Origin of the sequence: Streptomyces sp. ME19-01-6, assembly GCF_033793745.1 — a bacterium.
Classification (GTDB): Bacteria; Actinomycetota; Actinomycetes; order Streptomycetales; family Streptomycetaceae; genus Streptomyces.
This window is the reverse complement of record NZ_JARAXF010000019.1, coordinates 177,241-197,289: the sequence shown is the minus strand read 5'-3', so window position 1 is coordinate 197,289 and position 20,049 is coordinate 177,241. Positions and strand designations below refer to the sequence as shown.

19 protein-coding genes and 7 pseudogenes are annotated in these 20,049 nt (G+C 68.7%); 13 read left to right on the top strand and 13 right to left on the bottom strand.

The features are described from left to right. Nucleotides 1–25: 25 nt before the first annotated feature. Nucleotides 26–174, bottom strand: a pseudogene (locus tag PV419_RS33725) (AAA family ATPase); the annotation flags it as partial. Between the two features lie 300 nt (nt 175–474). On the opposite strand from PV419_RS33725, the gene PV419_RS33720 reads away from it, so the two are divergent. Further along, nucleotides 475–1,371: an IS110 family transposase gene (locus PV419_RS33720; protein WP_319695419.1), complete on the top strand. Its 897-nt coding sequence runs from the start codon at nt 475–477 to the stop codon at nt 1,369–1,371. A 150-nt stretch (nt 1,372–1,521) separates the two neighbouring features. Here the strand turns inward: PV419_RS33720 and PV419_RS33715 are convergent, their stop codons facing one another. After that, nucleotides 1,522–2,376: an oxidoreductase gene (locus tag PV419_RS33715; protein ID WP_319695417.1), complete on the bottom strand. Its 855-nt coding sequence runs from the start codon at nt 2,374–2,376 to the stop codon at nt 1,522–1,524. Nucleotides 2,377–2,417: 41 nt separating this feature from the next. Further along, nucleotides 2,418–3,680, bottom strand: coding sequence for an MFS transporter (locus tag PV419_RS33710; RefSeq protein ID WP_319695415.1), 1,263 nt, complete (start codon nt 3,678–3,680; stop codon nt 2,418–2,420). Between the two features lie 68 nt (nt 3,681–3,748). On the opposite strand from PV419_RS33710, the gene PV419_RS33705 reads away from it, so the two are divergent. Together PV419_RS33705 and PV419_RS33700 are read left to right on the top strand one after the other, a co-directional pair. Continuing rightward, complete coding sequence (locus tag PV419_RS33705; protein WP_319695413.1) at nt 3,749–4,306, top strand: MarR family winged helix-turn-helix transcriptional regulator; 558 nt, start codon at nt 3,749–3,751, stop codon at nt 4,304–4,306. A gap of 281 nt (nt 4,307–4,587) precedes the next feature. Next, nucleotides 4,588–5,250 carry a hypothetical protein gene (locus tag PV419_RS33700; RefSeq protein ID WP_319695411.1) on the top strand — a complete coding sequence of 221 codons (663 nt, stop codon included), beginning with the start codon at nt 4,588–4,590 and terminating at the stop codon, nt 5,248–5,250. Nucleotides 5,251–5,694: 444 nt separating this feature from the next. Here PV419_RS33700 and PV419_RS33695 read toward each other — a convergent pair whose 3' ends face one another. Then, nucleotides 5,695–6,204 carry an AAA family ATPase gene (locus PV419_RS33695; RefSeq protein WP_319695409.1) on the bottom strand — a complete coding sequence of 170 codons (510 nt, stop codon included), beginning with the start codon at nt 6,202–6,204 and terminating at the stop codon, nt 5,695–5,697. A 47-nt stretch (nt 6,205–6,251) separates the two neighbouring features. Then, nucleotides 6,252–6,572, bottom strand: a complete 321-nt coding sequence (locus tag PV419_RS33690; RefSeq protein WP_319695407.1) for a hypothetical protein — start codon at nt 6,570–6,572, stop codon at nt 6,252–6,254. A 40-nt stretch (nt 6,573–6,612) separates the two neighbouring features. Between PV419_RS33690 and PV419_RS53470 the strand changes: the two genes are divergently transcribed. From PV419_RS53470 to PV419_RS33665, 6 genes and pseudogenes are all read left to right on the top strand, one after another. Next, nucleotides 6,613–6,969 carry a ferredoxin gene (locus tag PV419_RS53470; RefSeq protein WP_415925429.1) on the top strand — a complete coding sequence of 119 codons (357 nt, stop codon included), beginning with the start codon at nt 6,613–6,615 and terminating at the stop codon, nt 6,967–6,969. Between the two features lie 130 nt (nt 6,970–7,099). Further along, nucleotides 7,100–7,264 (top strand): hypothetical protein, encoded by a 165-nt coding sequence (locus PV419_RS33680; RefSeq protein WP_319695405.1) that lies wholly within the window; start codon nt 7,100–7,102, stop codon nt 7,262–7,264. A gap of 88 nt (nt 7,265–7,352) precedes the next feature. Further along, a pseudogene (locus PV419_RS33675) lies at nt 7,353–8,589 on the top strand (IS701 family transposase). Between the two features lie 266 nt (nt 8,590–8,855). Then, the gene (locus PV419_RS53465; RefSeq protein ID WP_415925428.1) at nt 8,856–9,239 is read left to right on the top strand and encodes a transposase; all 384 of its coding nucleotides are present in this window, start codon (nt 8,856–8,858) and stop codon (nt 9,237–9,239) included. After that, entirely contained in the window at nt 9,139–10,119 is a 981-nt protein-coding gene (locus PV419_RS33670) for a transposase (protein ID WP_415925427.1), read from the top strand. Before PV419_RS53465 ends, PV419_RS33670 begins: the two co-directional genes overlap by 101 nt. 94 nt (nt 10,120–10,213) lie before the next feature. Further along, nucleotides 10,214–10,480: a hypothetical protein gene (locus tag PV419_RS33665; protein ID WP_319695403.1), complete on the top strand. Its 267-nt coding sequence runs from the start codon at nt 10,214–10,216 to the stop codon at nt 10,478–10,480. Nucleotides 10,481–10,635: 155 nt separating this feature from the next. Here PV419_RS33665 and PV419_RS33660 read toward each other — a convergent pair whose 3' ends face one another. Beyond that, nucleotides 10,636–11,508 carry a hypothetical protein gene (locus PV419_RS33660; RefSeq protein ID WP_319695401.1) on the bottom strand — a complete coding sequence of 291 codons (873 nt, stop codon included), beginning with the start codon at nt 11,506–11,508 and terminating at the stop codon, nt 10,636–10,638. Between the two features lie 13 nt (nt 11,509–11,521). Between PV419_RS33660 and PV419_RS33655 the strand changes: the two genes are divergently transcribed. From PV419_RS33655 to fabV, 4 genes and pseudogenes are all read left to right on the top strand, one after another. Further along, on the top strand, nt 11,522–12,448 hold the full coding sequence (locus tag PV419_RS33655) for a thioesterase family protein (protein WP_319695400.1): 927 nt from the start codon (nt 11,522–11,524) through the stop codon (nt 12,446–12,448). A 129-nt stretch (nt 12,449–12,577) separates the two neighbouring features. Next, a complete protein-coding gene (locus PV419_RS33650) occupies nt 12,578–12,718 on the top strand; it encodes a hypothetical protein (RefSeq protein WP_319695398.1) in 141 nt (46 codons plus the stop codon). 7 nt (nt 12,719–12,725) lie between these two features. Continuing rightward, nucleotides 12,726–13,067, top strand: a pseudogene (locus PV419_RS33645) (helix-turn-helix domain-containing protein); the annotation flags it as partial. Nucleotides 13,068–13,204: 137 nt separating this feature from the next. Further along, nucleotides 13,205–14,413, top strand: coding sequence for an enoyl-[acyl-carrier-protein] reductase FabV (fabV, locus tag PV419_RS33640; RefSeq protein WP_319695396.1), 1,209 nt, complete (start codon nt 13,205–13,207; stop codon nt 14,411–14,413). A gap of 33 nt (nt 14,414–14,446) precedes the next feature. On the opposite strand, the pseudogene PV419_RS33635 reads toward fabV, so the two are convergent. The 7 genes and pseudogenes from PV419_RS33635 to PV419_RS33605 all read right to left on the bottom strand — a co-directional run bounded on the left by PV419_RS33635 (nt 14,447) and on the right by PV419_RS33605 (nt 20,036). After that, a pseudogene (locus tag PV419_RS33635) lies at nt 14,447–14,913 on the bottom strand (recombinase family protein). A gap of 73 nt (nt 14,914–14,986) precedes the next feature. Beyond that, a pseudogene (locus PV419_RS33630) lies at nt 14,987–15,109 on the bottom strand (recombinase family protein); the annotation flags it as partial. Between the two features lie 509 nt (nt 15,110–15,618). Next, nucleotides 15,619–16,128 (bottom strand): recombinase family protein, encoded by a 510-nt coding sequence (locus PV419_RS33625; protein ID WP_319695452.1) that lies wholly within the window; start codon nt 16,126–16,128, stop codon nt 15,619–15,621. A gap of 246 nt (nt 16,129–16,374) precedes the next feature. Beyond that, entirely contained in the window at nt 16,375–16,866 is a 492-nt protein-coding gene (locus tag PV419_RS33620; RefSeq protein WP_319695395.1) for a MaoC family dehydratase, read from the bottom strand. A gap of 1 nt (nt 16,867) precedes the next feature. Then, nucleotides 16,868–18,233: pseudogene (locus tag PV419_RS33615) on the bottom strand (MFS transporter). A gap of 50 nt (nt 18,234–18,283) precedes the next feature. Next, the gene (locus tag PV419_RS33610) at nt 18,284–18,937 is read right to left on the bottom strand and encodes a TetR/AcrR family transcriptional regulator (protein WP_319695393.1); all 654 of its coding nucleotides are present in this window, start codon (nt 18,935–18,937) and stop codon (nt 18,284–18,286) included. A 32-nt stretch (nt 18,938–18,969) separates the two neighbouring features. Then, nucleotides 18,970–20,036: pseudogene (locus tag PV419_RS33605) on the bottom strand (Tn3 family transposase). Nucleotides 20,037–20,049 lie beyond the last annotated feature (13 nt).

The window sequence follows — 20,049 nt, the reverse complement described above, 5'->3', positions numbered from 1 at the left end:
CACCATCACAGGAGTGTGGTCGCGATCAGCCAGCGGATGCCTGTTGTTCGGCGCGGGCACGGGTGGTGGCGAGGCGGTAGGAGTCGGTGCCGGTCTCGATGATGGTGCCGCCGAAGGTGAGGCGATCGACGATGGCTGCGCAGAGGCGGGGGCGGTGAAGGTCTTGGTCCATCCATCTGGGGCTGGCACTTGTTCCCTCACAAGGGTTGCCGCTGCCACCTGGCCGTATCCCGTCTTGCGGACCTCGTTGGTTCTCGCGGTAGTACTCCGGTTTTCCAGGTGCTGCCTTGACCGTTCAGGTGCGAGGAAGGTGTGCCGGTGACCGAGGCGAGACTGCAGGTCATCGCGGGCGGGGCAGTCCCGCAGGAGCCCCCACACCGCCATCGCTGTCGACTCCGCAGGCCACGAAGTGGCCCAGCGCCGGTTCATCGTCAATGCCGGTACCCTCCGCCAGCTGATGCGCTGGTGCGAGCAGTGGCCAGAGCGCCGTTTCGCCATCGAGGGCGCCCGCGGCCTGGGCCGCACCCTCGCCCAGCAGCTGGCCGCCGCGGGCGAGAACGTGGTGGACGTGCCCTCCACCTGTCGGCCAGGGCCCGGCTGCTGGCCACCGGCGGCAACCGCAAGACCGACGCGAACGACGCCCGCCACGTCGCCCAGGTCGCCCTGTTCCGCCACGACCTGCGGGCCGTGGAGCCCGAGGACCAGACCACGATCCTGCGGCTGCTGACCGAACGGCACGACGACCTGGTCCACGAACGCACCCGCGTCCTCAACCGGCTCCACGCCGTCCTGCGCGACCTCCTGCCCTGCGGCGTTCCCACCGGCCTGTCCGCCGACAAGGCAGCCGTCGCGATGAAGGGCATCCGGCCCGTGACAGCCACGGACGCCTGCCGCCGGGACATAGCCCGCGACCTGCTGGCTGACCTGCGGCGCCTGGACCGGCAGGTCAAGGACAGCGAGGCCGAGATGCGCGACGCCCTCGCAGTGACCCGCACCGGGCTGACCACTCTGCCGGGCCTGGGCACCGTGCTGGCCGCCAAGGTCATCGGCCACGTCGGCGACGTCAGCCGCTTCCCCACCGAACACCACTTCGCCAGCTACACCGGCAGCGCACCCCTGGACGCCTCCAGCGGCAACAACGTCCGCCACCGGCTCAACACCGGCGGCAACCGCGCGCTGAACTCCGTGCTGCACATCATCGCCGTCTGCCAGGTCCGCGACGGCGGACGCGGGCAGGAGTACTACCTGCGCAAAATCGCGGAAGGGAAGACGCCAGCGGAGGCCCGCCGGGCCCTGAAACGACGGCTGTCCAACGTGGTCTACCGGATCATGAAACGAGATCAACGGAACCACCTCGCTCGGGCCGCTTGACACACAGAGGCGCTATGAGGTCACAGGCTCCCGACCGGCGCGGTACGTGCTGGCACCGCCCGGAAGGACGACGGTTCCAGCCAAGGACAGCCGAAGCGTCAGTCAGGCGAGGGGTCAGACCCCCGAGCGGTGCCGTCTACATCCTCACTGTCAGGCGAAGTCGGTCGGCCGGCCGAGAGGCTCGACGGCGTCGACTTCCTGCAGTCGCTGCTGGAGCCGTTCACGGATCCGGTCGACGGCGTTGGCGCCCAATGGCAGGCGCAGCGGCGGCTTGTCCATGTGCGTGGCGGTGATGATGGCTCGGGCTGCGCGGGTGGGGTCGCCGGGCTGGGTGCCGTGCATGGCCATGAACTGTTGCTTGGCCGGGTCCAGGGCGGGGCGGTAGTCGTCGAGGGGGGCGGCGTAGCGTACGGAGCGGCTGGTGAAGTCGGTGCGGAAGGGGCCGGGTTCGACGATGAGGACGTGGATGCCGAGGTGGGCGACTTCGGCGGCCAGTCCTTCGGAGAGGCCTTCGAGGGCGAACTTGGTGCCCGCGTAGGCCGTTCCGCCCAGGGTGGCCAGGACGCCTCCGACCGAGGACATCTGCACGATGCAGCCCGAGCGCTGGGCGCGCAGGACGGGCAGGGTTGCCCGTGTGACGTCGAGCGCTCCGAAGACGTTGGTGTCGAACTGGCGGCGCAGTTCGTTTTCCGAGAGTTCCTCGAGGGCGCCGCGCAGGGCGTAGCCGGCGTTGTTGACAAGGACGTCGATGCGGCCGAAGTCCTTGACGGCGGTGTCGACGGCGAGGCGTACGGCGGTGGGGTCGGTGACGTCGAGCGGGAGCGTGCGGACACGGTCGGGTGCAAGCGCTGTGAGGTCGTCGAGGGTGCGGGGGTCGCGGGCGGTGGCGACAACGCGGTCGCCGTCGGCGATAACTTCCTGGGCCAGGGCGCGGCCCAGGCCGGTGCTGGTGCCGGTGATGAACCACACCTTGGTGGCCGCGTGTCCGGTCTGCTGTGACGGCATCAGGGTTCCTTACTGGTGAGTGGTCGGGTCGGCGTTCGGTGTCAACCGGAGGTGCGGGAGGCTGCGGCCGGGACGTCGTCGGGCTGGTTCTGCGGGGCAGAGCCGGGTTCGGGCGCGTCGCCGATGGTGGTGGCAGGGAAGGCGGTGCGGCCGGTGAGGGCTGCGAGGCCCAGGACTGCGGCGAAGAGGCCGAGGCTGGCCCAGGGCAGGGGACCGGTGGAGTGGGTTGCGTAGAGGGCTCCACCGAGCAGAGGACCTGCGGCCATACCGGCGTTGAGCATCGTCACCAGCAGGGACTGGGCGATCTCCATGGCGGAGCCGGCAGCGCGGGCGGATGCGGCTTGCAGCATCGTCGGGGCCGCCCCCAGGGCCATGCCCCACACCGCGATGGCCGCGACGGTGGCCATGGGGCTGGAGCCGAGGGTGGCGAGCAGGACCATGGCGCTGATGAAGGCTGCGAAGGTGGTCAGGACGACGGCGCGCAGGTGGCGGTCGATGAGGGCGCCGGTGAGCCACAGACCGGTGATGGCGGCGATACCGAAGACGAGCAGGACGACGTCGACGCGGTCCTGCAGGCCGGAGGAGGACAGGAAGGAGGCGATGTAGGTGTACATGTTCATGTGGGCGACTTCGAAGGCGAAGGCGATCAGCATCAGCGCGGGAATGCCGGGGAGCGCGAGGACTCGCCTGACCGGGACGCGTTCGTGGGCGGCTTCCGCGGCGATGGGCGGGAGGGCGGCTCGGGCCCAGAGGGTGACGATGAGGCCGAGGGCGGCCATGACGGCGAAGGTGGAGCGCCATCCGATGCCGGTGCCCAAGGCGGTGCCGACGGGGACGCCGGCGGCCAGGGCGAGGGGGACGCCGGCCATGGAGATGGCCAGTGCCCGGCCCTTGCTGGCCTCGGGGACCATACGCATCGCGTATCCGGCGATCATCGCCCACTGCAGGCCGGCCCCGAGTCCGGCGATCAGGCGGCCGGTGAAGGTCAGGGCGTACCAGGGCGAGGCCGCGGTGACGGCGTTGGCCGCGACCACGGACAGGACGGTGGCGAGGAGTACGGGGCGGCGTGGCCAGCGGCGGGTGAGGGTGGTCAGCGGGATCGCGGCGAGCATCGAGCCGGCGGCGTAGACGGTCACGAGCTGTCCGGTGGTGGCCTGGGAGACCTTGAGGCCGTCGCTGATCTGCGGCAGGAGGCCGGCGGGGACAGTTTCGGTGAGGACAGTGACGAATCCGGCGACGGCAAGGGCGAGGAGCCCATCCCAGGGCAGGCCGTGCGTGTCCTCGTGGGTGGACGTGTGTGTCACGAGCCCTCCTGATGTGGTTACCTTGAGTCTCAAGGTAAATTATCTTGAGACTCAAGGGAGTGTCAAAGGTGCACAGATCCGAGCAGCCACCCATGCCACAGGACTCGGTGCAGGCCGAACTGTCGCGCTGGGTCGCCGACATGCCCGATGTCGACCCGCAGACCGAAGCCGCCCGCCAACGCATCGGGCGCATGTCCCGGCTGTTCGAGCGTCTGCTCGCCCAGGTCGCGGCGGACCACGAGCTCACCGCCGGCGACTGGGCGGCGCTCTCGGCGCTGCAACGCTCGGGCCCGCCCTACCAGGCTTCCCCCACCACGCTCTCCCAGCAGCTGGGCATCACGTCCGGCACGATGAGCGTGCGCCTGGCCCGCCTCGCCCAGGCAGGCTTGATCGAGTCCGTGGCTTCGGCCGACGGCCGCAGCAAGCCCGTCCGGCTCACCCTGCATGGCCAGGACCGCTGGCGCGCCGCCACCCAGCAGCGCACGGCCCGGGAACACCGGCTGTTCACCGAAGCCCTCACCCGGCACGACCTCGAGGAACTCAACGCACTCCTCGGCCGACTCCTGGGTCGATTGGAGGACGAGTTCGGGCAGGCAACACGTCACGACGTCCCCAAGGACACATGAGCACACCTGCCCCACCGGCCACGCCCACAGCCAGCGGAATCGACGCCTCTCGGCCCCTGATGACGATCAGCGGTGACCTCGCACGGACGAGCCTGCAGTCACCCGGGGCCGAACTTCTCCGTGACCGTGTTGTGCGCCACGGGCACGTTCCTGAGGTAAGTCGGACCGCAGTACCGCCATTCAGTGGTGTGCATCGTAAAGTTGCCGGGTCATGGGGCTGCTGTGCGCGGGCTTCGAAATACTCGGGCTGGTCACGAGCGCATGACAAAGGCGCGGTGACCATGGCGGCGAGTGCCGCTCCCGCCGCACCCCGGCAGAAGGGGACGGTCCACGGGGCCCTGCACCTCGCCCTGTCCGCCGTGCTGGTCGGCATGGGCAACTACGGGCTTTCCCTGTTCCTCGTCAACCGCCTGCCCGCACCCGACTTCACCGTCTACGCCGCCGTCCCCTCGGTGCTGCTCAGCGTCGACACCCTCGCCGGCGCCACCGTCCCCTGGGTGCTGGCCCGCGAGGTCGCCGACAGCGTCCCGGGCAGCACACGACGGCGGCTGGCGGTGCGCACCTGCCTGTGGCCGGCGCTCGGCCTGTCCTTCCTGACCGCCGTCGCGGCATGCAAGGCTGTCGCCTCGTACGCCGGGCCAGGCCCGCTCGCCGGGCTGGCTGCGACTTTGGAAAGGCTCCGCGTCGATCGACAACTTGAAGAGGCCATGGTCCAGGGCCCCGATCCCCTCCACTTTGCCGAGGTGTTCGGGCTTCACGAGAAGGCGGCCATGCGCTACGCGGACTCCGCACGAGTTCTGCTGGAGCAGGCTGCCGAGACCGGCCCCGCGGGTTGGCCCCGAACCCACGGGCCCATCCCCCAGAATCAGGGCACCGCACCCTCGGGTTCGCGAGCCGGAGGGACTTGCTGGGAAGCCGGGCATGCAACCTGGCGCATCCCCTGAACACACGTGTGGTCCTGGACCGAGTTGGTCCAGGACCACATCGAGCTGCAGGCGGTCCCTCCTACCGGGGGGGGTGCGGTGCGGACCTGGGAGCTGACGGACGTTGCCGGCTACTTGTCCGATGTTCCTCAACCTCCGATCCATATGGAAGAAGCCACACCGCCCCGGCATCGGCACCAGCTGATGTGGTCCGCTCAGCTGCTCTCGCGGTTCCTGAACCGGCTGTGGTGACCCAGGTGGCAGCCGTTAACGGCTGCTCCACTGGTCACCACAGCCGACGAAGCAGTCCACCGCCGCGCAGCGCGCCCGCGAGGCCGCGCGCCAAGGCGGGAAGTACACCCGTGCCCTCCGCGGCGCCGAAGGCCCAGCAACCGCCATGACCGGGCCGGACGACGGGTTCGGATGTCTTGGGCGACCAAGAGTCGTAGCGAAGTTTGAGCAGTTTCATAGAAGTCTGAGCACTGCCTTCGCGGTCTCCTCCGCGGTAAGTGCGGTGGAGTCGAGGACGTTCGTCTCGTACGGGCCGAGGTCGGCGAAGCCGTCGTAGATCTGGCCGAGGATCTCCCGGTCGGCGAGCGGATGCCGAGAGCGGGACGTCCCGCGGTCGAGCGCGGTCTCCCGGTCGGGCCGCAGCACCACGTAGGCCAGCCCGACACCCGCGGCCTTCGCCGCCTTCTCGTACGCCTCCAGGAACCACGGCCCGACCACCCCGTCCACCACGGTGTGATAGCCACCTGCGGCGTATCCGGCGGCGGCCAGGGCGATCACCCCGGTGACGATCTCGTTCTGCGCATGCGCCTCCGGCAGGTACGGCGCCAGCGCACCCTGCTTGATCGCCGCGTAGAAGTCGTCCGTATGCAGATGCACGCTGGGAGACAGCATGCTCTCGGCCAGGATGCGCGCGACGGTCGTCTTCCCCGACCCCGAGGGTCCGCTCACCAGGATGATTTGCATTCCTCCCACCCTAGTACTCCAGCCGTAGATCGTAATCAGGCTGCCTGTCAGGAGCCTGGCGAGGTTCGGGTCATCGGGTGGATCGCCCGGTGCTCCATGGTGAAGCTGTGGAGGTAGAGATCGCGAAGAAGGCCGAGTTCGGCACCTTGGTGGGCAGCTTCGTCCAAGGCGTGGAGAGCCAGCTGCAGGTAGCTCGCGTGAGCGTACGGACCGGCGATGGGACCCATGGGCCGAAGAAGGTGGTCATCGCCGAGGGATTCGACGTGGTTGCGGAATCGGGACCAGTCGTCCGCCACTGCCTGGACGCCTTCGGCCGCCGTGCCCGGCCACAGATGCCGGTCGACGTCCTGGACGTCCTCACATGTCACCGCCGAACGCGACCGGTGCGTGGGCTCCGGCCAGTGCACGATGCTCAGCCCGGAGGTGTTCGCCCAGGACGACGAGGGTCTGGTCGTCGTCCTGGTCGAGGAACCGGCCGGGGATCTCCGCAAGGGGGTACTGCGGGCGTGGACCTGTGCCCGTCGCGCTCGTTGCGCGTACTCGGCTGACCGGCTATCCCTTCCGCGTGAACGAGCAGGTGCGATCTTCTTCCTCGAACCGCATCCCGGTGAGGGCACCGTCGGACGATCGGTTATAGAGGAGCGAGAAGAGGGTCCTGTCGTATTTCAGGTCGAGGGAAGGGGGCGGGGCGCCCTTCCCTCCGCGGTACAGGTACCACTGGCCGCTCCCGCTGAGCCGCCGCTCGTCGTGTGGTCCCTCTCCTGACGGGAATTCGGCGAACGTAAGGTGACCGTTCCTCGCCACATCGAGAGTGGCGCCGCAGTCACCCCTCCAGTGGCCGATCACGGCCGAGGACGAGACAGGTGGCAGACGTTTCTCCTGGGCGGCGCACCCGGTGACCGACCCGAGCAGGGTCGTGCACGCCACCGCCGCGACGGTCCATCTCATGGACGCCTGTCTCATCTCCTACGTCCTCGAAGATTTCGAGCTGGTCGTGGGTGACCGGGGCTGGACGAGGTCATTGGCTGCTCCAGGTTCGCTCAGACGCGGCCACCGCTGATCATCGGCGTGTGAAGACTAACGATCTTGCAGTGGCCGCAGGTCACAGCGTAGTGCCTGCCCGGTGGCAGGCTATGTTCGAGAGCCTGATGGACCGGATCGCAGGACGATTCAGCCGGGTCGAACCCAGGCGTCGAGCAGAGAAGTTGATGCTCAGGCTGATGTCGGACCTGTCGCGCAAGAACTGCTGGTCGATCGCCGAGTGGGCCGGGGAGGCGAGTCCGGACGGCATGCAGCACCTGCTCGGCCGGGCCAGGTGGGACGCCGACGCCGTGCGTGATGACGTGCGTGAGTACGTACTGGAGCATCTGCACGACGAGGACGCGGTGCTGGTGGTCGACGAGACCGGGGATGTGAAGAAGGGCACGCACACCGTCGGTGTCCAGCGCCAGTACACCGGCACCGCCGGCACAATCGAAAACGCGCAGGTCGCCGTTTATCTCGTCTACGCGGGCCGCCGCGGGCACGCAGCGGTGGACCGTGAACTGTACGTTCCGCGCTCGTGGACCTGCGACCCGGACCGCTGCCAGGCAGCCGGGCTCGGCGACGACACCGTCTTCGCGACCAAGCCGGAGCTGGCCGCCCGCGTGATCGGCCGGTTCCTGGACGCTGAGCACCGCGTGGGCTGGGTCGCGGGCGACGAGGTCTACGGCGGCAACCCGAAGCTGCGGTCCGCGCTGGAAGAGCGCAAGGTCGGCTACGTGCTCGCTATCGCCTGCTCGGCCGAAGTCACCACCGGTGCGGGCAAGTTCCGCGCGGACGCCTTGGCCGCGAAGGTGCCCAGGCGGGCCTGGCAGAAGCTGTCGGCAGGGGCCGGCACCAAGGGGCACCGCTTCTACGACTGGGCCGTCATTGACCTGGCCGAAGAACGGCCCGGCACTCACCGGCTGCTGATCCGCCGTAATCGCACCACCGGTGAACTGGCCTACTACCGCTGTTTCTCGCCCACCCCGGTGCCCCTGGCCGCCCTGGTCCGCGTCGCCGGATCAAGGTGACGGGTGGAAGAAACCTTTCAGGCCGGAAAGGGCCTGGCCGGACTGGACGAGCACCAGCTCCGCCGCTTCACCTCGTGGTCCCGCTGGGTCACCCTGGCCATGCTCGCTCACGCCTTCCTCGCCGTCGTGCGCCGACGAACACGCCCGCCATCCCGCCCCCCACGGGCTGATCCCGCTCACCTGCAATGAAATCCAGTGCCTGTTCACGACGCTTGTCGTCCGGCCTGTGCACGACGTGGCCCACCGGCTCCGCTGGTCCGCCTGGCGACGCCGCCACCAGGCCCGAGCCCAGGCCAGCCATTCCCGCCGACAAGCCGCGAATCAGACATGAAGATCACGTTCTACGGCTGGAGTACTAGGCCCTCACAGATGTGCTCAGTACGTGCTTCTGAACCCGAAGGGGCAGGTCAGCGGCAGGAAACGATGAGGACTGCGAAGAGGTGCCGTTCGTCAAACGGTCACAGTCTTGCCATTTATGGTCCGGCGTCGAACGCGGCTCGAACTTGGTCGGCGTTTTCGCAGTTCAGCGGACGTGAAGGCGGCCTTCGTCTGATCCTGTGCTCCGTCACAGAGTGGATCAGCGCGAAGGCCGTGGTCGTGAGTTTGGTGCATCAGGGCGTCCTGCGGGATGCGTTCGCGGAAGTGTCGCACTTCCGGTCGGAGCTGTACGCGTGTCTGACCGCGCGAGGCGCCGCGTTGTTCGAGTTAGGCGACGCGCTGTTGTGCACGGACGGGCCGGTGCGAACGCTCGTTGATCTCGCGCTCGCGCCCGAACACCGTCGCGGGCACGGAGCTCTGTACGGCGGACTCAACCAGGGTCGGATCGACGTCGCCCGGCTGCGTTGTGCCCTGGCCGGGGTGCCGTTGCCGAGGGCGGCGGATGGTCGGCTCGTGCTGGCGGTGGATGTTTCGCCGTGGCTGCGTCCGGACGCCAACACGTGTGCTGACCCGGTCCTTTTGTCACGCGTTCGGCGGGGGTGAGGGCAAGCACCAGATGGTGCCCGGGTGGCCGTACTCGGTGGTGGCCGCGCTGGAGACCGGCCGCACGTCCTGGACGGCGGTGCTGGACGCCATCCGCCTGGAGCCCGGCGCCGACGTCGCCGCCGTGACCACGGTCCAGATCCGCGAGGTCGTCGAGCGGTTGGTCGCCGCCGGCCAGTGGCGGCCGGGCGACCCGAAGGTCCTGGTCGTGCTGGACGCGGGATACGACGCTCCGCGCATCGCCCACCTGCTGGCCGGGCTGCCCATCGAGATCCTCGGCCGGCTCCGTTCGGATCGGGTGATGCGGCGTCCGGCACCCTCCCGCAATGAGTTCCACCTGGCCAACCCCCAAAGGCGGCCGGCCGCCCAAGCACGGCGGCGAGTTCGTCTTCGGCGACCCCACAACCTGGGGCACCGAGCAGGCCGTGACGACCACGGACACCCGGCTCTATGGGAAGGCGACCGCGCAGGCGTGGGACCGGTTGCACCCGTGGCTGACCCGCCGGGCCGCATGGCTCGACCACGACGGGCCGCTGCCCCTCATCGAGGGCACCGTCATCCGCCTGGTCGTGGAGAAGCTGCCCAGCGGTGGGGTCAACAAGCCGCTCTGGCTGTGGTGGTCGCGCACGGGCGCCACCGAAGCGGACGTCGACCGCTGCTGGCAGTCCTTCTTGCGCCGCTTCGACATCGCCTGCACGCGAAGACCGGCTCCCCGGCTGGTGCACCGAAACCGTCTTGCCCCGGCCCAGGCAGGCCGCCAGGCTCGAAGAACCAGCGCCCGGCACCCCGGCACGACGTCGGGCGGGTCCTCGCCACCGGTGAGGCACACGCCCGACCAGCCCACCACAAGGTCGGCACCAGACCCCGCCGTGGCAACTGAACTTCCGCCCGCGTGAACCGCCAGGAAGCCGACGAGGTTGGATAGCTCCGTGGTGGGACGAGAGCGCGTGAAGAAGAGACGGCCTCCCTTTGGCATGCCGAAAAGCATCGCCCTGCTGGCGACGCCGGAAGGCTGGCGCCACAGTGTCCTCACAGAGGAAGGCGGGATAATTTGCGGGCGTCTTGCCGAGGTGCCGCCGAACACCGACCCAGCCGAGGCACGGGCCGCCGTGGCCGCCATGGTGGTGGGACTCGCACACGAATTTCACGAAGCTGACGTCGACGTGACCTGGGATCCGCCTCGGGAACCCGGGTCATGGACAGCACAGGTCACCGTTGCCGCGACCCCGCCGAACGCCTGAAGTTAAACGACAAGTTTAAAGGTTGTCCCGTAACCCTCACACCCGATACGGGGCAACCTCTAGGTCTGAGGTCCTGCTGTCCACGCACGGGTCCGGCTGCGTCGGCCGGACCTCGTGTCGGCCGAGCTGCGCGGGCCCCAGCCAACGCCGGGGGGTTATCGAAGGTCCACCCACAGCGCCGAGGCGACTGCGCAAAGGTCGCCCCCCGCCGTGGCCAGGGCAACAGCCACCCGGTGCTTCCGCCCTTCCTCCGAGAGGACCCACGCATAAGACACGAGCCGGGAGGAAACCGGCACCGGCCGGAGCAGTCGTGCCGTGAGCGAGGCCGTCACGGCCCCCTCCCGCAACTTCCCCTGCAGCCGACCCGCCGCGTTCCCGGGGCAGTCGAGTGCCCCCCACACCAGCTCCGCCCGCAGCTTCCCCTCCGTGTCGGCGAGTGCGGGCCCGGCCGTCCACGCTGCGGCCACCAGATCCCGTCCCGGCACTCCTCCGCAGTGCTGGCGCAACCCGGTGTCAGGCGTGCGATCAAGTCCGCACCCGAAGCAGTCCGCAGCCCCCTCCAGCGGAGCCGCGCGGTACGCCTCGGCCGCCGCCGATGCCTCGTCCCAGGAGGGCGGTTCGGGGACTTCGAGGTCCAGTTCGTCGGGCGTGGCCACCGCGAGCACCCCCTCCGCACCAGTCAGCACGGCCCCGCCGTCGGCGGTCTCCGTGAGCCCCACCGGTACCTCCACTGGGGTCGGCCGTCGGAAGTCCACCCGTACGGTCTTGGCCGCCGCCCGCCCGGCGAGCACCCCCGCTATGTATCCGCCGAACGCCACCCCGGGATATCCCCGCAGATGGCGGGGCACCGTGATCGTCTCGATGTCGGTCATGGCGCCCACTCCATCACACCCCCCGTTGTCCGGGCCGGGCGGCGGCCAGTTGCGGTTCGCAGTGAGCAGGTCCAGCAGCGTCTCGCGCTCGTCGGCCTTGACCCCGGTCAGGGGCGAACTAACCGTCTCGGACTCAAAGGATCCTTGGTTACTCAAGAGGAGCGTATTTGTGCAGGTCAGCGTCAGCGGGTTTCACTCTGACGAGCGCGACATCTGGTGTGCAGAGGAAGATGTGAGTGAAGCAACGAATGGGCTGCCTGGTGAGCGGTTTCGCTTGTTGAGTAACTTCTGTCCCATGCGGCAGATCATCGAGCACGATTTCGACGAGGACACCCGGCTCAACTGGGCCGGTGAGACAAGCTGCACGGCTCAGCTCACCGATCGCTGGAACACCACCAGCGGCAACCCCAACGGTGGCTATCTCATGGCCGTTGGGGTTCGTGCCCTGCAGGAGCGCTCTGCCCATCCAGATCCGCTGGTGGCCTCGGCGTTCTTCCTCCGGCCGGGATCAGCGGGGCCGGCCGAGATTCAGGTGGAGTCGGCCAGGGAAGGGCGCCGAACCTCTACCCGCGAGGCACGGATGTGCCAGGGCGGCCAGGAGATCCTGCGGATCGTGGCGACGTTCACCGACTTCGACCAGGCGGACGGTCGCAGTCTGTCGCTGGCGAAGATGCCGGACCTGCCATCGCCGGACGACCTCTCCGATCCACTTGCCGGGATCGAACTGCCCGGCATCACCGTCGCAGACCGGGTCGAATACCGGACTGCTCAACCGCCCGGTTGGCTGCATGGACAGCCCAGCGGTAACCCCAGCATGACGTTCTGGATGCGGTTCGCCGACGGCCGCCAACCCGACCTTGTGAGTCTGCCGTTCCTGGCCGACGCGGCATATCCGGCGATCATGGAGCTGGGAGAGATGCCCTCGGCCACTCTCGAGCTGACCATCCACCTGCGGGATCGGCCCGCCCCAGGCTGGTTGGCCTGCAAGATCAACACCCGTCACGTCGCCGGCGGCTTTCATGAAGAGGATTGCGACATCTGGGACTCGCGAGGCGTCCTCGTCGCCCAATCACGCCAACTCGCTCTCCTTCCTTGAGTCTGTGTGGGGCTGGATTCGGTTCGTGCCGCTGCTCGTGGGGAGCGGCCGGTGCTCGATGCATTCCGAGGTGACGGCACGCTGGTGAGGTAGGGGGTAGGGAGCCGACCGGCTGTTCTCGTCGCTGGGATGAGCGGAACTGATCGTCCACGGCCCGAGGTACACGTCATCTCCTACGAGATCACACGCTGGTTCATGGAGCGGGTGGCCGAGCAGATTGAACTCTGCCGTACCGCGTTCGAGCAGGGAGAACCTGAAGCAGTGGAATGATCGCGACGTGACTGGTGTGATCACGGCGTCGGAGCCTTCCTGGATAATCCCCTTCACCGGGTTGACAGCGCAGCAGTTCGGCAAGCTGCTCACCGCGTTACGACGCGAGGGCGCGGATCCGGTTCGCAAAGGTCGGCCGTGGAGCCTGCCGTTGGAGGACCGGCTCCTGCTTGTCGCTGCGTACTGGCGGACGAACCTGACACTGCGGCAGCTCGCTCCGCTCTTCGGGATCTCGAAGTCGGCCGTCGGCCGCATCATCGACCAGCTCGCCCCGTCACTCGCCCTGCAGCCGCGCAAGCGGTTCCGCAAGGATGCCGCACTGATCGTGGACGGCACACTGATCCCGACAACACCTACAAGTCCCACAGGACATCGTTGTGCCAGTCAAGATCACCGTAGTCATCCGCACGGCCGCAGACTTGCAGAACGCGGCGGCCCGCACGGCCGCCGGGTCCTTGTCCGTGACAACACCTGGGGCACCACACCATGAGCGAACGCGTCATTGCGCCCAAAAGCCGGGGCTTCCTGTTCCTCGACTCCCATCCTGGCGGCTGCCAACAGCTGGTGGACGACATGTGGCAGGCCGTCCCCACCCCGGCCACCGTCGGCGGCGAAGCGCCGGTAGCGCTGATCATCGGCTCGTCCGCCGGGTACGGTCTGGCCGCTACGATCGCGGGCCTGGCCCGGGTCGGTATCCGTGGCATCGGCGTGTGCTTCGAGAAGGCGCCCGCGCGCCGCACCGGCACAGCTGGCTGGTATCGCACCGCCGCCACCGCCCGGCTCGCCCAACAGCACGGCCGGGACGTGGTCTTCCTCAACGGCGACGCGTTCAGCGACACGGTGAAGGAGCAGGTCGCCGACCTGATCGCCGAGCGGTTCGGCGGGCGACTCGACTTCCTGATCTACTCGGTGGCCGCGCCCCGCCGCACCGACCCGGACACCGGCACCGTGTATGCGTCGGTCCTCAAGCCGGTCGACTCGCCGTACACCACCAAGACCCTCGTCTTCGACGAGCACGGTGCCCCGGAGGTCAAGGACGTCACCACCGCGCCGGCCGAGGGCGACGACATCGAGCAGACCGTGGCGGTGATGGGCGGCGCCGACTGGGAACGTTGGATCACCTTCCTGGCCGACCGGTCCCTGCTCGCCGACGGGTTCACCACCGCCGCCCTCTCCTACATCGGCTCGCCACTCACTGCGGCGATCTACCGCCAGGGCACCATCGGCGCCGCGAAGTCTCATCTGGAAGCCACCGCACGCACGTTGAACGAGCGCCTCGGCAAGATGCTGGGGGGCCGGGCCGTCACCTCGGTCAACGCCGCCGCCGTCACCCAGTCCTCCACGGCCATCCCCGGCATCGCCCTGTACGTCGGGCTGCTGCGCGGCGTCCTCGGCGACGCCATGGTGGCCCCGATCGGTCAGCTGGTAGAGCTATGGGACCAGCTGACCGGCGCCCGCCCCCTCGACCTCGACGACGAGGGCCGCGTCCGCCTCGATACCTGGGAACTCGACTCCGCCGTGCAGAACGCCGTCGCCGAACGCTGGAACACCGCCACCAGCGACACCATCACCGAACTCGCCGACCTCGACTGGTTCACCGACGAAGTCCGCCGTCTCTACGGATTCTCCGTCCCCGGCATCGACTACACCGACCCCGTCGAAACCGACACCCCCTGGCCCAGCCCCACCAACTGACCCGCGCCACGAACACCCCTGATCACGTGGGGATCACTTGCTGCCCTCCAGCTGGTGCGGGACGAGGGAGTTGCGGAGCTCCTTGAGGTCCGGAATGTGGTTGTAGAGCCTCCCGACGGAGACGCCAAGGATCTTCGCGATGGAGGTCACGCTGCTGGCCGGGTTGGGGAGCATGTCCCGGGCCGCCCGAATCAGGTCCTCGTCGACGACGGTGGGGCGCCCGCCGACCTTGCCCCGGGCGCGGGCCGCGGCCAGGCCCTCGTAAGTGCCGACGACGATGAGTTCGCGGATGAACTCGGCGAGCGCCGCGAAGACGTGGAAGATCAGGCGCCCGCCCGGGGTCATGGTGTCGAGCGCCTCACGCAGGGACTGGAAGCCGATCCGCGCTCGCGGAGCTCGGCGACCATGTTGACGAGGTCCTGGAGCGAGCGGCCGTACCGTCCGAGGCTGGGCACCACGAGGGTGTCGCCGGGATCGAGGAAGGCATGGCACGCCTTCAGACAGTTCCGGGCGCAGGTCGTTCTTGCCGGACTTCTTGTCGGCGAAGATCTTGCGGCAGCCCACCGCGCTGAGTGCGTCGATCTGGCGGTCGAGCTTCTGCCCGCCGGTCGACACCCTGGCGTACCCGATCCGGATGTCGGTCAGGATCACAGGCGAGGCGACGAGGAGTTCGGACGGCTCCAGGGGCGCGTTCATGCCCGAGATCTTCTCAGAGGGTGGTATGCGAGTTGATAGGTGATTTGTCGTCACCTGAACTTGTGGGACTGTGGCATCCCAGGCGGTCGGAGGGCTGGGGCGTGCTGAGCTGTACACCGTGAGCGAGCGCAAGCCCTACAAGACCGACCACGGCGTAGCAGCGGAGGCGGCTGCCCCGGATCGGGGCGGCCGCCTCTGTGGCGTTCCGCGGCTTCCGGTCACGCTCGAGCGGACGGCGGCCCGCGGTCGGAGGAGGGCGCAGGTCCATCGCCTGGCATACCTGCCGCGCCCGCAGTGGCGCGTCGGCCGTGGCAAACACGGCCATGATCTGCTGGTAGGCCGGATGGTCCGGCAGCTTGGGGGCCGGCGGCCCTGGCGGCTGCGGATCGGGCAGCTCCAGCAGTGTCTTGCGAGTCATCCGGACCTCCTCGGCGGCCCGGCCGAGCTCGTCCAGCCGGCCCCGGACTCCCAGCTCTGTCCCCAGGGGCAAAGTAGCCCGCCGGTTGGTTTCAGGACTTCGGGGCGGCGGTCTTCCTGGGTTGGCGGGGGACGGTCCTGGTCTTGTCGAGGTGCCCGTACACCGTCGACCGCGGCACGCCGAACATGTCTGCGATCTGCTGGACGGTCTTCTCCCGCTCGTCGTAGAGCCGTTGGGCGAGCGCGGCCTGGTCCTCGGTGAGCTTCGGTCGGCGCCCGCCGACCCGCCCCCGGGCCCGCGCGGAGGCGAGCCCGTCGTTCGTATTCGCCACAATCAGCTCGCGCTGGAGCTCAGCCAGTACCGACAGCATCCCGAACATCGCCCGGCCCTCCATGGTGGCGGTGTCGATACCCTGCTCGATGACGTGCAGCCCGATGCGGCGCACGCGCAGGTCGGCGCCGAGGGTCACCAGATGCAGCACGGAGCGGGAGAGCCGGTCGAGCCGGGTGACCTTCAAGGTGTCCCCCTCACACATCAGCTGCATGACGAGATCGAGCTTCGGGCGGGACGCCTTCGCGCCGCTGGCGACGTCGACGTGGATGCTTTCGCGGTCGACGCCGTTGCGGAGAAGCGCTCGATCTGATGATCAGGGTTCTGGTCGGCCGTCGATGTGCGGCAGTAGCCGAGAGGCATTGTCGGAAACTACCCCAACGACCGATCGCCGGCGTCGACTTCCGACGCGGGTTGCCGACAGTGCCCACCTGCGGGTTCGTGATCACGGCGGCGAGTGTCGACAGACGGTCGTTTGCCGACACTCAGGGATGAGGGATGTGCCAGTCGTGAAAGCTCAGGTGCTGTGCCGGGTCCTGAGCAGATTGACCACTGTTACCCGCAGCACGGGCGCGCCGTCCTGGTCGATGAGCTCGGCGAGTGTGCGCACGATTCCGCGCCCGGGATCGGATCGCGAACGCCTCGTGTCGAGGGTGTGGACGCGCAGGCGCAGGCAGTCGTCCGGGCGTACGGGCTTGAGCCACCGCAGTTCGTCCACTCCCGGGCTGCCCAGGCTGGCGACCGAGGACAGGTAGTGCTTGGCGAACAGCTGCATCATCAGGGCGACGGTGTGCCAGCCGCTGGCGATGAGTCCGCCGAATGGTCCGTCTTTCGCTGCGATGGGGTCGACGTGGAATGACTGGGGGTCGAATCGGGATGCGAAGTCGATGATTTCCTGCTCGGTGATTGTGAGGCTTCCGTAGTCGTGGGTCGTTCCCGCTGTGTAGTCCTCGAAGTAGCGGTCACTGATGGGCACTGTGAATCCGTCAGCTGCGGGATCGGTATGCATGTCACCTGTCTTTTGTGTCGTGAGTGAGTACCGGCTGGGGTGGTCGTGTCTGCTCTGGTCTTGCTCGGTGGGCCGGGCGTCGGGGTAGCAGGGCCGCCGGTAGTGTGCCGGGGGCGGTGAGTGCGGCCAGGGCCAGCAGGGTGGGGCCTATTTGCTGCGGGCCCTGCGGCGTGATCCCTGGCCGCGCTGGAGGCGATGGCAATGCCGAGGATCGGACCGATGTTCATCGCGGTCTGCTTGAGCCCGCCGACGACCCCGGCGTACCCGGGTGGCGCGTCCCCGACGACGGTCCCGGTGGCGGTGACCATCACGGTCGCGAACCCCGCGCCGAGCACGGCGAAGGTCGCGCCCATGGCCATCCACGGGCTCGTCGGACCGAGCCGGGACAGCCCCGCGATGCCGGCGGCTACGAGGGCCGTACCAGCGATCGCGCTGCGGCGCGGGCCATACCGGCGCAGTGCGGTGCTGGCCAAGGGCGCGCCGAGGACCATGAGTGCGGTCATCGGAAGGACGCGCAGCCCGCTGGCGAACGGGTCGAGGCTGAGCACGTCTTGGAGGTAGAACGTAGCCGTGAACAGCGCGCCGAACAGGCCGGCGGAGGTGACCAGCAGGATCGCCATTGACGCCGTTACCGGTGTGGATCGCGCGACCGCGTGCGGCACGATCGGGTGCGCGGTGCGGCGTTCGTGCGAGGCAAAGACAGCTGCGAGGGCCGTGACGGAAAGGAGCCCGAGCAGCGTCGGCGCGGCGGTCCACCCGCCCGTTGGCACTCCGACCAGGGTATGGACCATGACCGCGAGCGCGGTCGCGAGCAGGGCTGCGCCGGTGAGGTCGGGCCGCTGGGAGCCGGTGCGTTCGGGGGCCGGCGGCCGGACTGCGAGGGTCAGCGCGGCGATCGCAAGGGCGATGGGGGCGTTGAGCCAGAACACGGCACGCCAGCCCAGATGGGCGACGAGGACACCACCGAGGATCGGACCGGCCCCCGCGGCTACCCCTATCGCGCTGGTGCGGATGGCGACCGGTACACCGAGTTGGTCCGCCGGGTACGTCAGCCGCAGCAACGCGAGTGTCGCAGGCTGGAGCAGCGCGCCGAACACGCCCTGTGCGACACGCAGGCCGATCACCCAGCCGACCCCGGACGCCAGCGCGATGCCGCCCGAGGCGGCCCCGAAACCGAGCACGCCGACGAGCAGCAGCCGCGGGTGCCCGTACCGGTCCCCGAGGCGCCCGGCGATGACGAGGAGTGAGGCCACCGCGAGCAGATAACCGGTGCTCGTCCACTGAACCTGCGCCACGCTCATGCCGAGGTCGCGCTGCAGGCTGGGCTGCGCCACCAGCAGGACTGTGCCGTCCAGCGCGACAAGCATCGCCCCGGCCACGCTGGCCAGGAGCGCGACATGCCGCCGCACGGGTGCGGTCACGAGTTCACCGGGCCCAGGTGAGCGTCGAGCACCGCCGCGACGAGCCGATCGAGTTGGTCGCCACGAGGTGCACCGCCGGGCGGTTCGGCGTCAAGGGCGAGCTGCAGACTGCCCCACGCCCACAGCTGGGCGACGCCGTGCAGGTTCGCCCACAGGGCGGCAGCCGTCACAGTCGGCGGTGGTGCAGGCTCGGCCGGCCCGCTGCGGTGCGCGGCATCCCGCTCCACCTCGCATCGGGCAACGAGGGCGACGATGCGCTCGAACAGAGGGAGAGTCGATTCCCGCAACCGTAGCCCATCCGACGCATGCTTCCGGCTGTCGAGGAGGCCGTGACGGAACATCAGCTCGAACATTCCCCGGCAATCTAGCACGTACCCGACGTACACCCGCGCGGCCGCCTGCAACTGAGCGCGCGGCGATGCCGTGTTGGCGATCGCGGCCCCGAACCGTGCCCGGAGGTCTTCAAAGCCGCACCGGGCGATCGCGGAGAGCAAAGCGTGGTGCGTCGGGAAGTACCGACGCGGCGCCCCGTGTGACACTCCCGCGCAGCGGGCGATCTCGCGCAGCCCCAGCGACGCGGAGCCCTCGGGCGTCACGAGATCCACTCCGACGTCGATCAACCGCTCCCGAAGGGAGCCTTCGCTATCCATAGACATGGTCTACCAAGCTGCGTAGACAGTGTCTACTCGTCGGAGGCAGGTGTTCCCGCTACTTCAGTCCCGGGCATGGTCCACGCGCTGGCTCCGGGGGCGCGCTGACCGGGGATGGTCACTGTGGACAGGTCGAGCCGGGAGTCCATGTCGAGCCGGAAGGTGCCATACGGGTTGATGTTCGACCAGAACAACGCGGTCAGGCCGCGCCGGTCCTCGTCGGTGAGCTTCGTTGCCCAGGCCGGTTCGGCGAGGACCTGTTGAAGGAGCAGCGTGTTGACGTGCACGGGCGCGGACTGGAGCAGGTGCAGGGCAAGCATCGACGTCTCGGCGTGCTCCTTGTCCGGCCGGTCAGGGCGCCGTCCTTGCCGTAGTGCAGCACAGTGTTCGCCGAGTTCCAGTTCTCTACGACCTGGAGGCCGCCGTGGATCTCTCGGCGCAGGCCGGGACTGGCGAGGTAGTCGCACGCGAAGATGGTGCGGACGGCGCGGCCGAGTTCTTCGAGCGCTGCGTAGGTGGGGTGGTCGGGACCGCCGCGGGTGAAGCGGCGCAGCACCTGTTCGGCCTCCGTGGTGCCCAGGCGCAGGGCGGTGGCGTACTTGACCATCTGGTCGTACTGCTGGGCGATCAGGTCCCACTTGATGGCCCGGGTCAGCGAGCCGCCGAGTGCGGGCCAGCCGGGAGGATCGTCGTCGGGGCGATACAGGCGGATGCTGCCGATGTTCTTCAGCCAGGGCAGCAGCCGGAAGTTCAGCAGCTCGGTGAAGGCGAAGCCGACGACGGATGCGCCGTGCGTGTCGACGTAGTTCGACTCGATCTCAGCATCGCTGCAGTGCCGCAGCAGGCCTTCGATCATCGCCGCGACCTCGGACGACGAACAGCTCTTGAGCTGGGAGTAGATGCAGACGTTCTTCCACTCGACGTGGCAGTAGATCATCACGCCGTTGCCGCCGTAGCGGGCGTGGTACTCGGTCATGAAGTTCGATGACCAGGACCCGAACTTTCTCGAGTCCGACGCGCATGCCGTGCCCTGCCCCCACCATGCGGTGTCGCGGGCCGCGAGGGGGGTAGCGCCGAGGCAAGCCCAAGAGCCGCCAATACTTGATCTTGAA

Coding starts and splice junctions, on each gene's coding strand:
- PV419_RS33715 (WP_319695417.1), bottom strand. CDS start 2,376: ATGCCGTCACAGCAGACCGGACACGCGGCCACCAAGGTGTGGTTCATC.
- PV419_RS33700 (WP_319695411.1), top strand. CDS start 4,588: ATGGCGGCGAGTGCCGCTCCCGCCGCACCCCGGCAGAAGGGGACGGTC.
- PV419_RS33695 (WP_319695409.1), bottom strand. CDS start 6,204: ATGCAAATCATCCTGGTGAGCGGACCCTCGGGGTCGGGGAAGACGACC.
- PV419_RS53470 (WP_415925429.1), top strand. CDS start 6,613: ATGCTCAGCCCGGAGGTGTTCGCCCAGGACGACGAGGGTCTGGTCGTC.
- PV419_RS33670 (WP_415925427.1), top strand. CDS start 9,139: ATGGTCGGCTCGTGCTGGCGGTGGATGTTTCGCCGTGGCTGCGTCCGG.
- PV419_RS33665 (WP_319695403.1), top strand. CDS start 10,214: ATGCCGAAAAGCATCGCCCTGCTGGCGACGCCGGAAGGCTGGCGCCAC.
- PV419_RS33650 (WP_319695398.1), top strand. CDS start 12,578: ATGAGCGGAACTGATCGTCCACGGCCCGAGGTACACGTCATCTCCTAC.
- fabV (WP_319695396.1), top strand. CDS start 13,205: ATGAGCGAACGCGTCATTGCGCCCAAAAGCCGGGGCTTCCTGTTCCTC.
- PV419_RS33620 (WP_319695395.1), bottom strand. CDS start 16,866: ATGCATACCGATCCCGCAGCTGACGGATTCACAGTGCCCATCAGTGAC.
- PV419_RS33610 (WP_319695393.1), bottom strand. CDS start 18,937: ATGGATAGCGAAGGCTCCCTTCGGGAGCGGTTGATCGACGTCGGAGTG.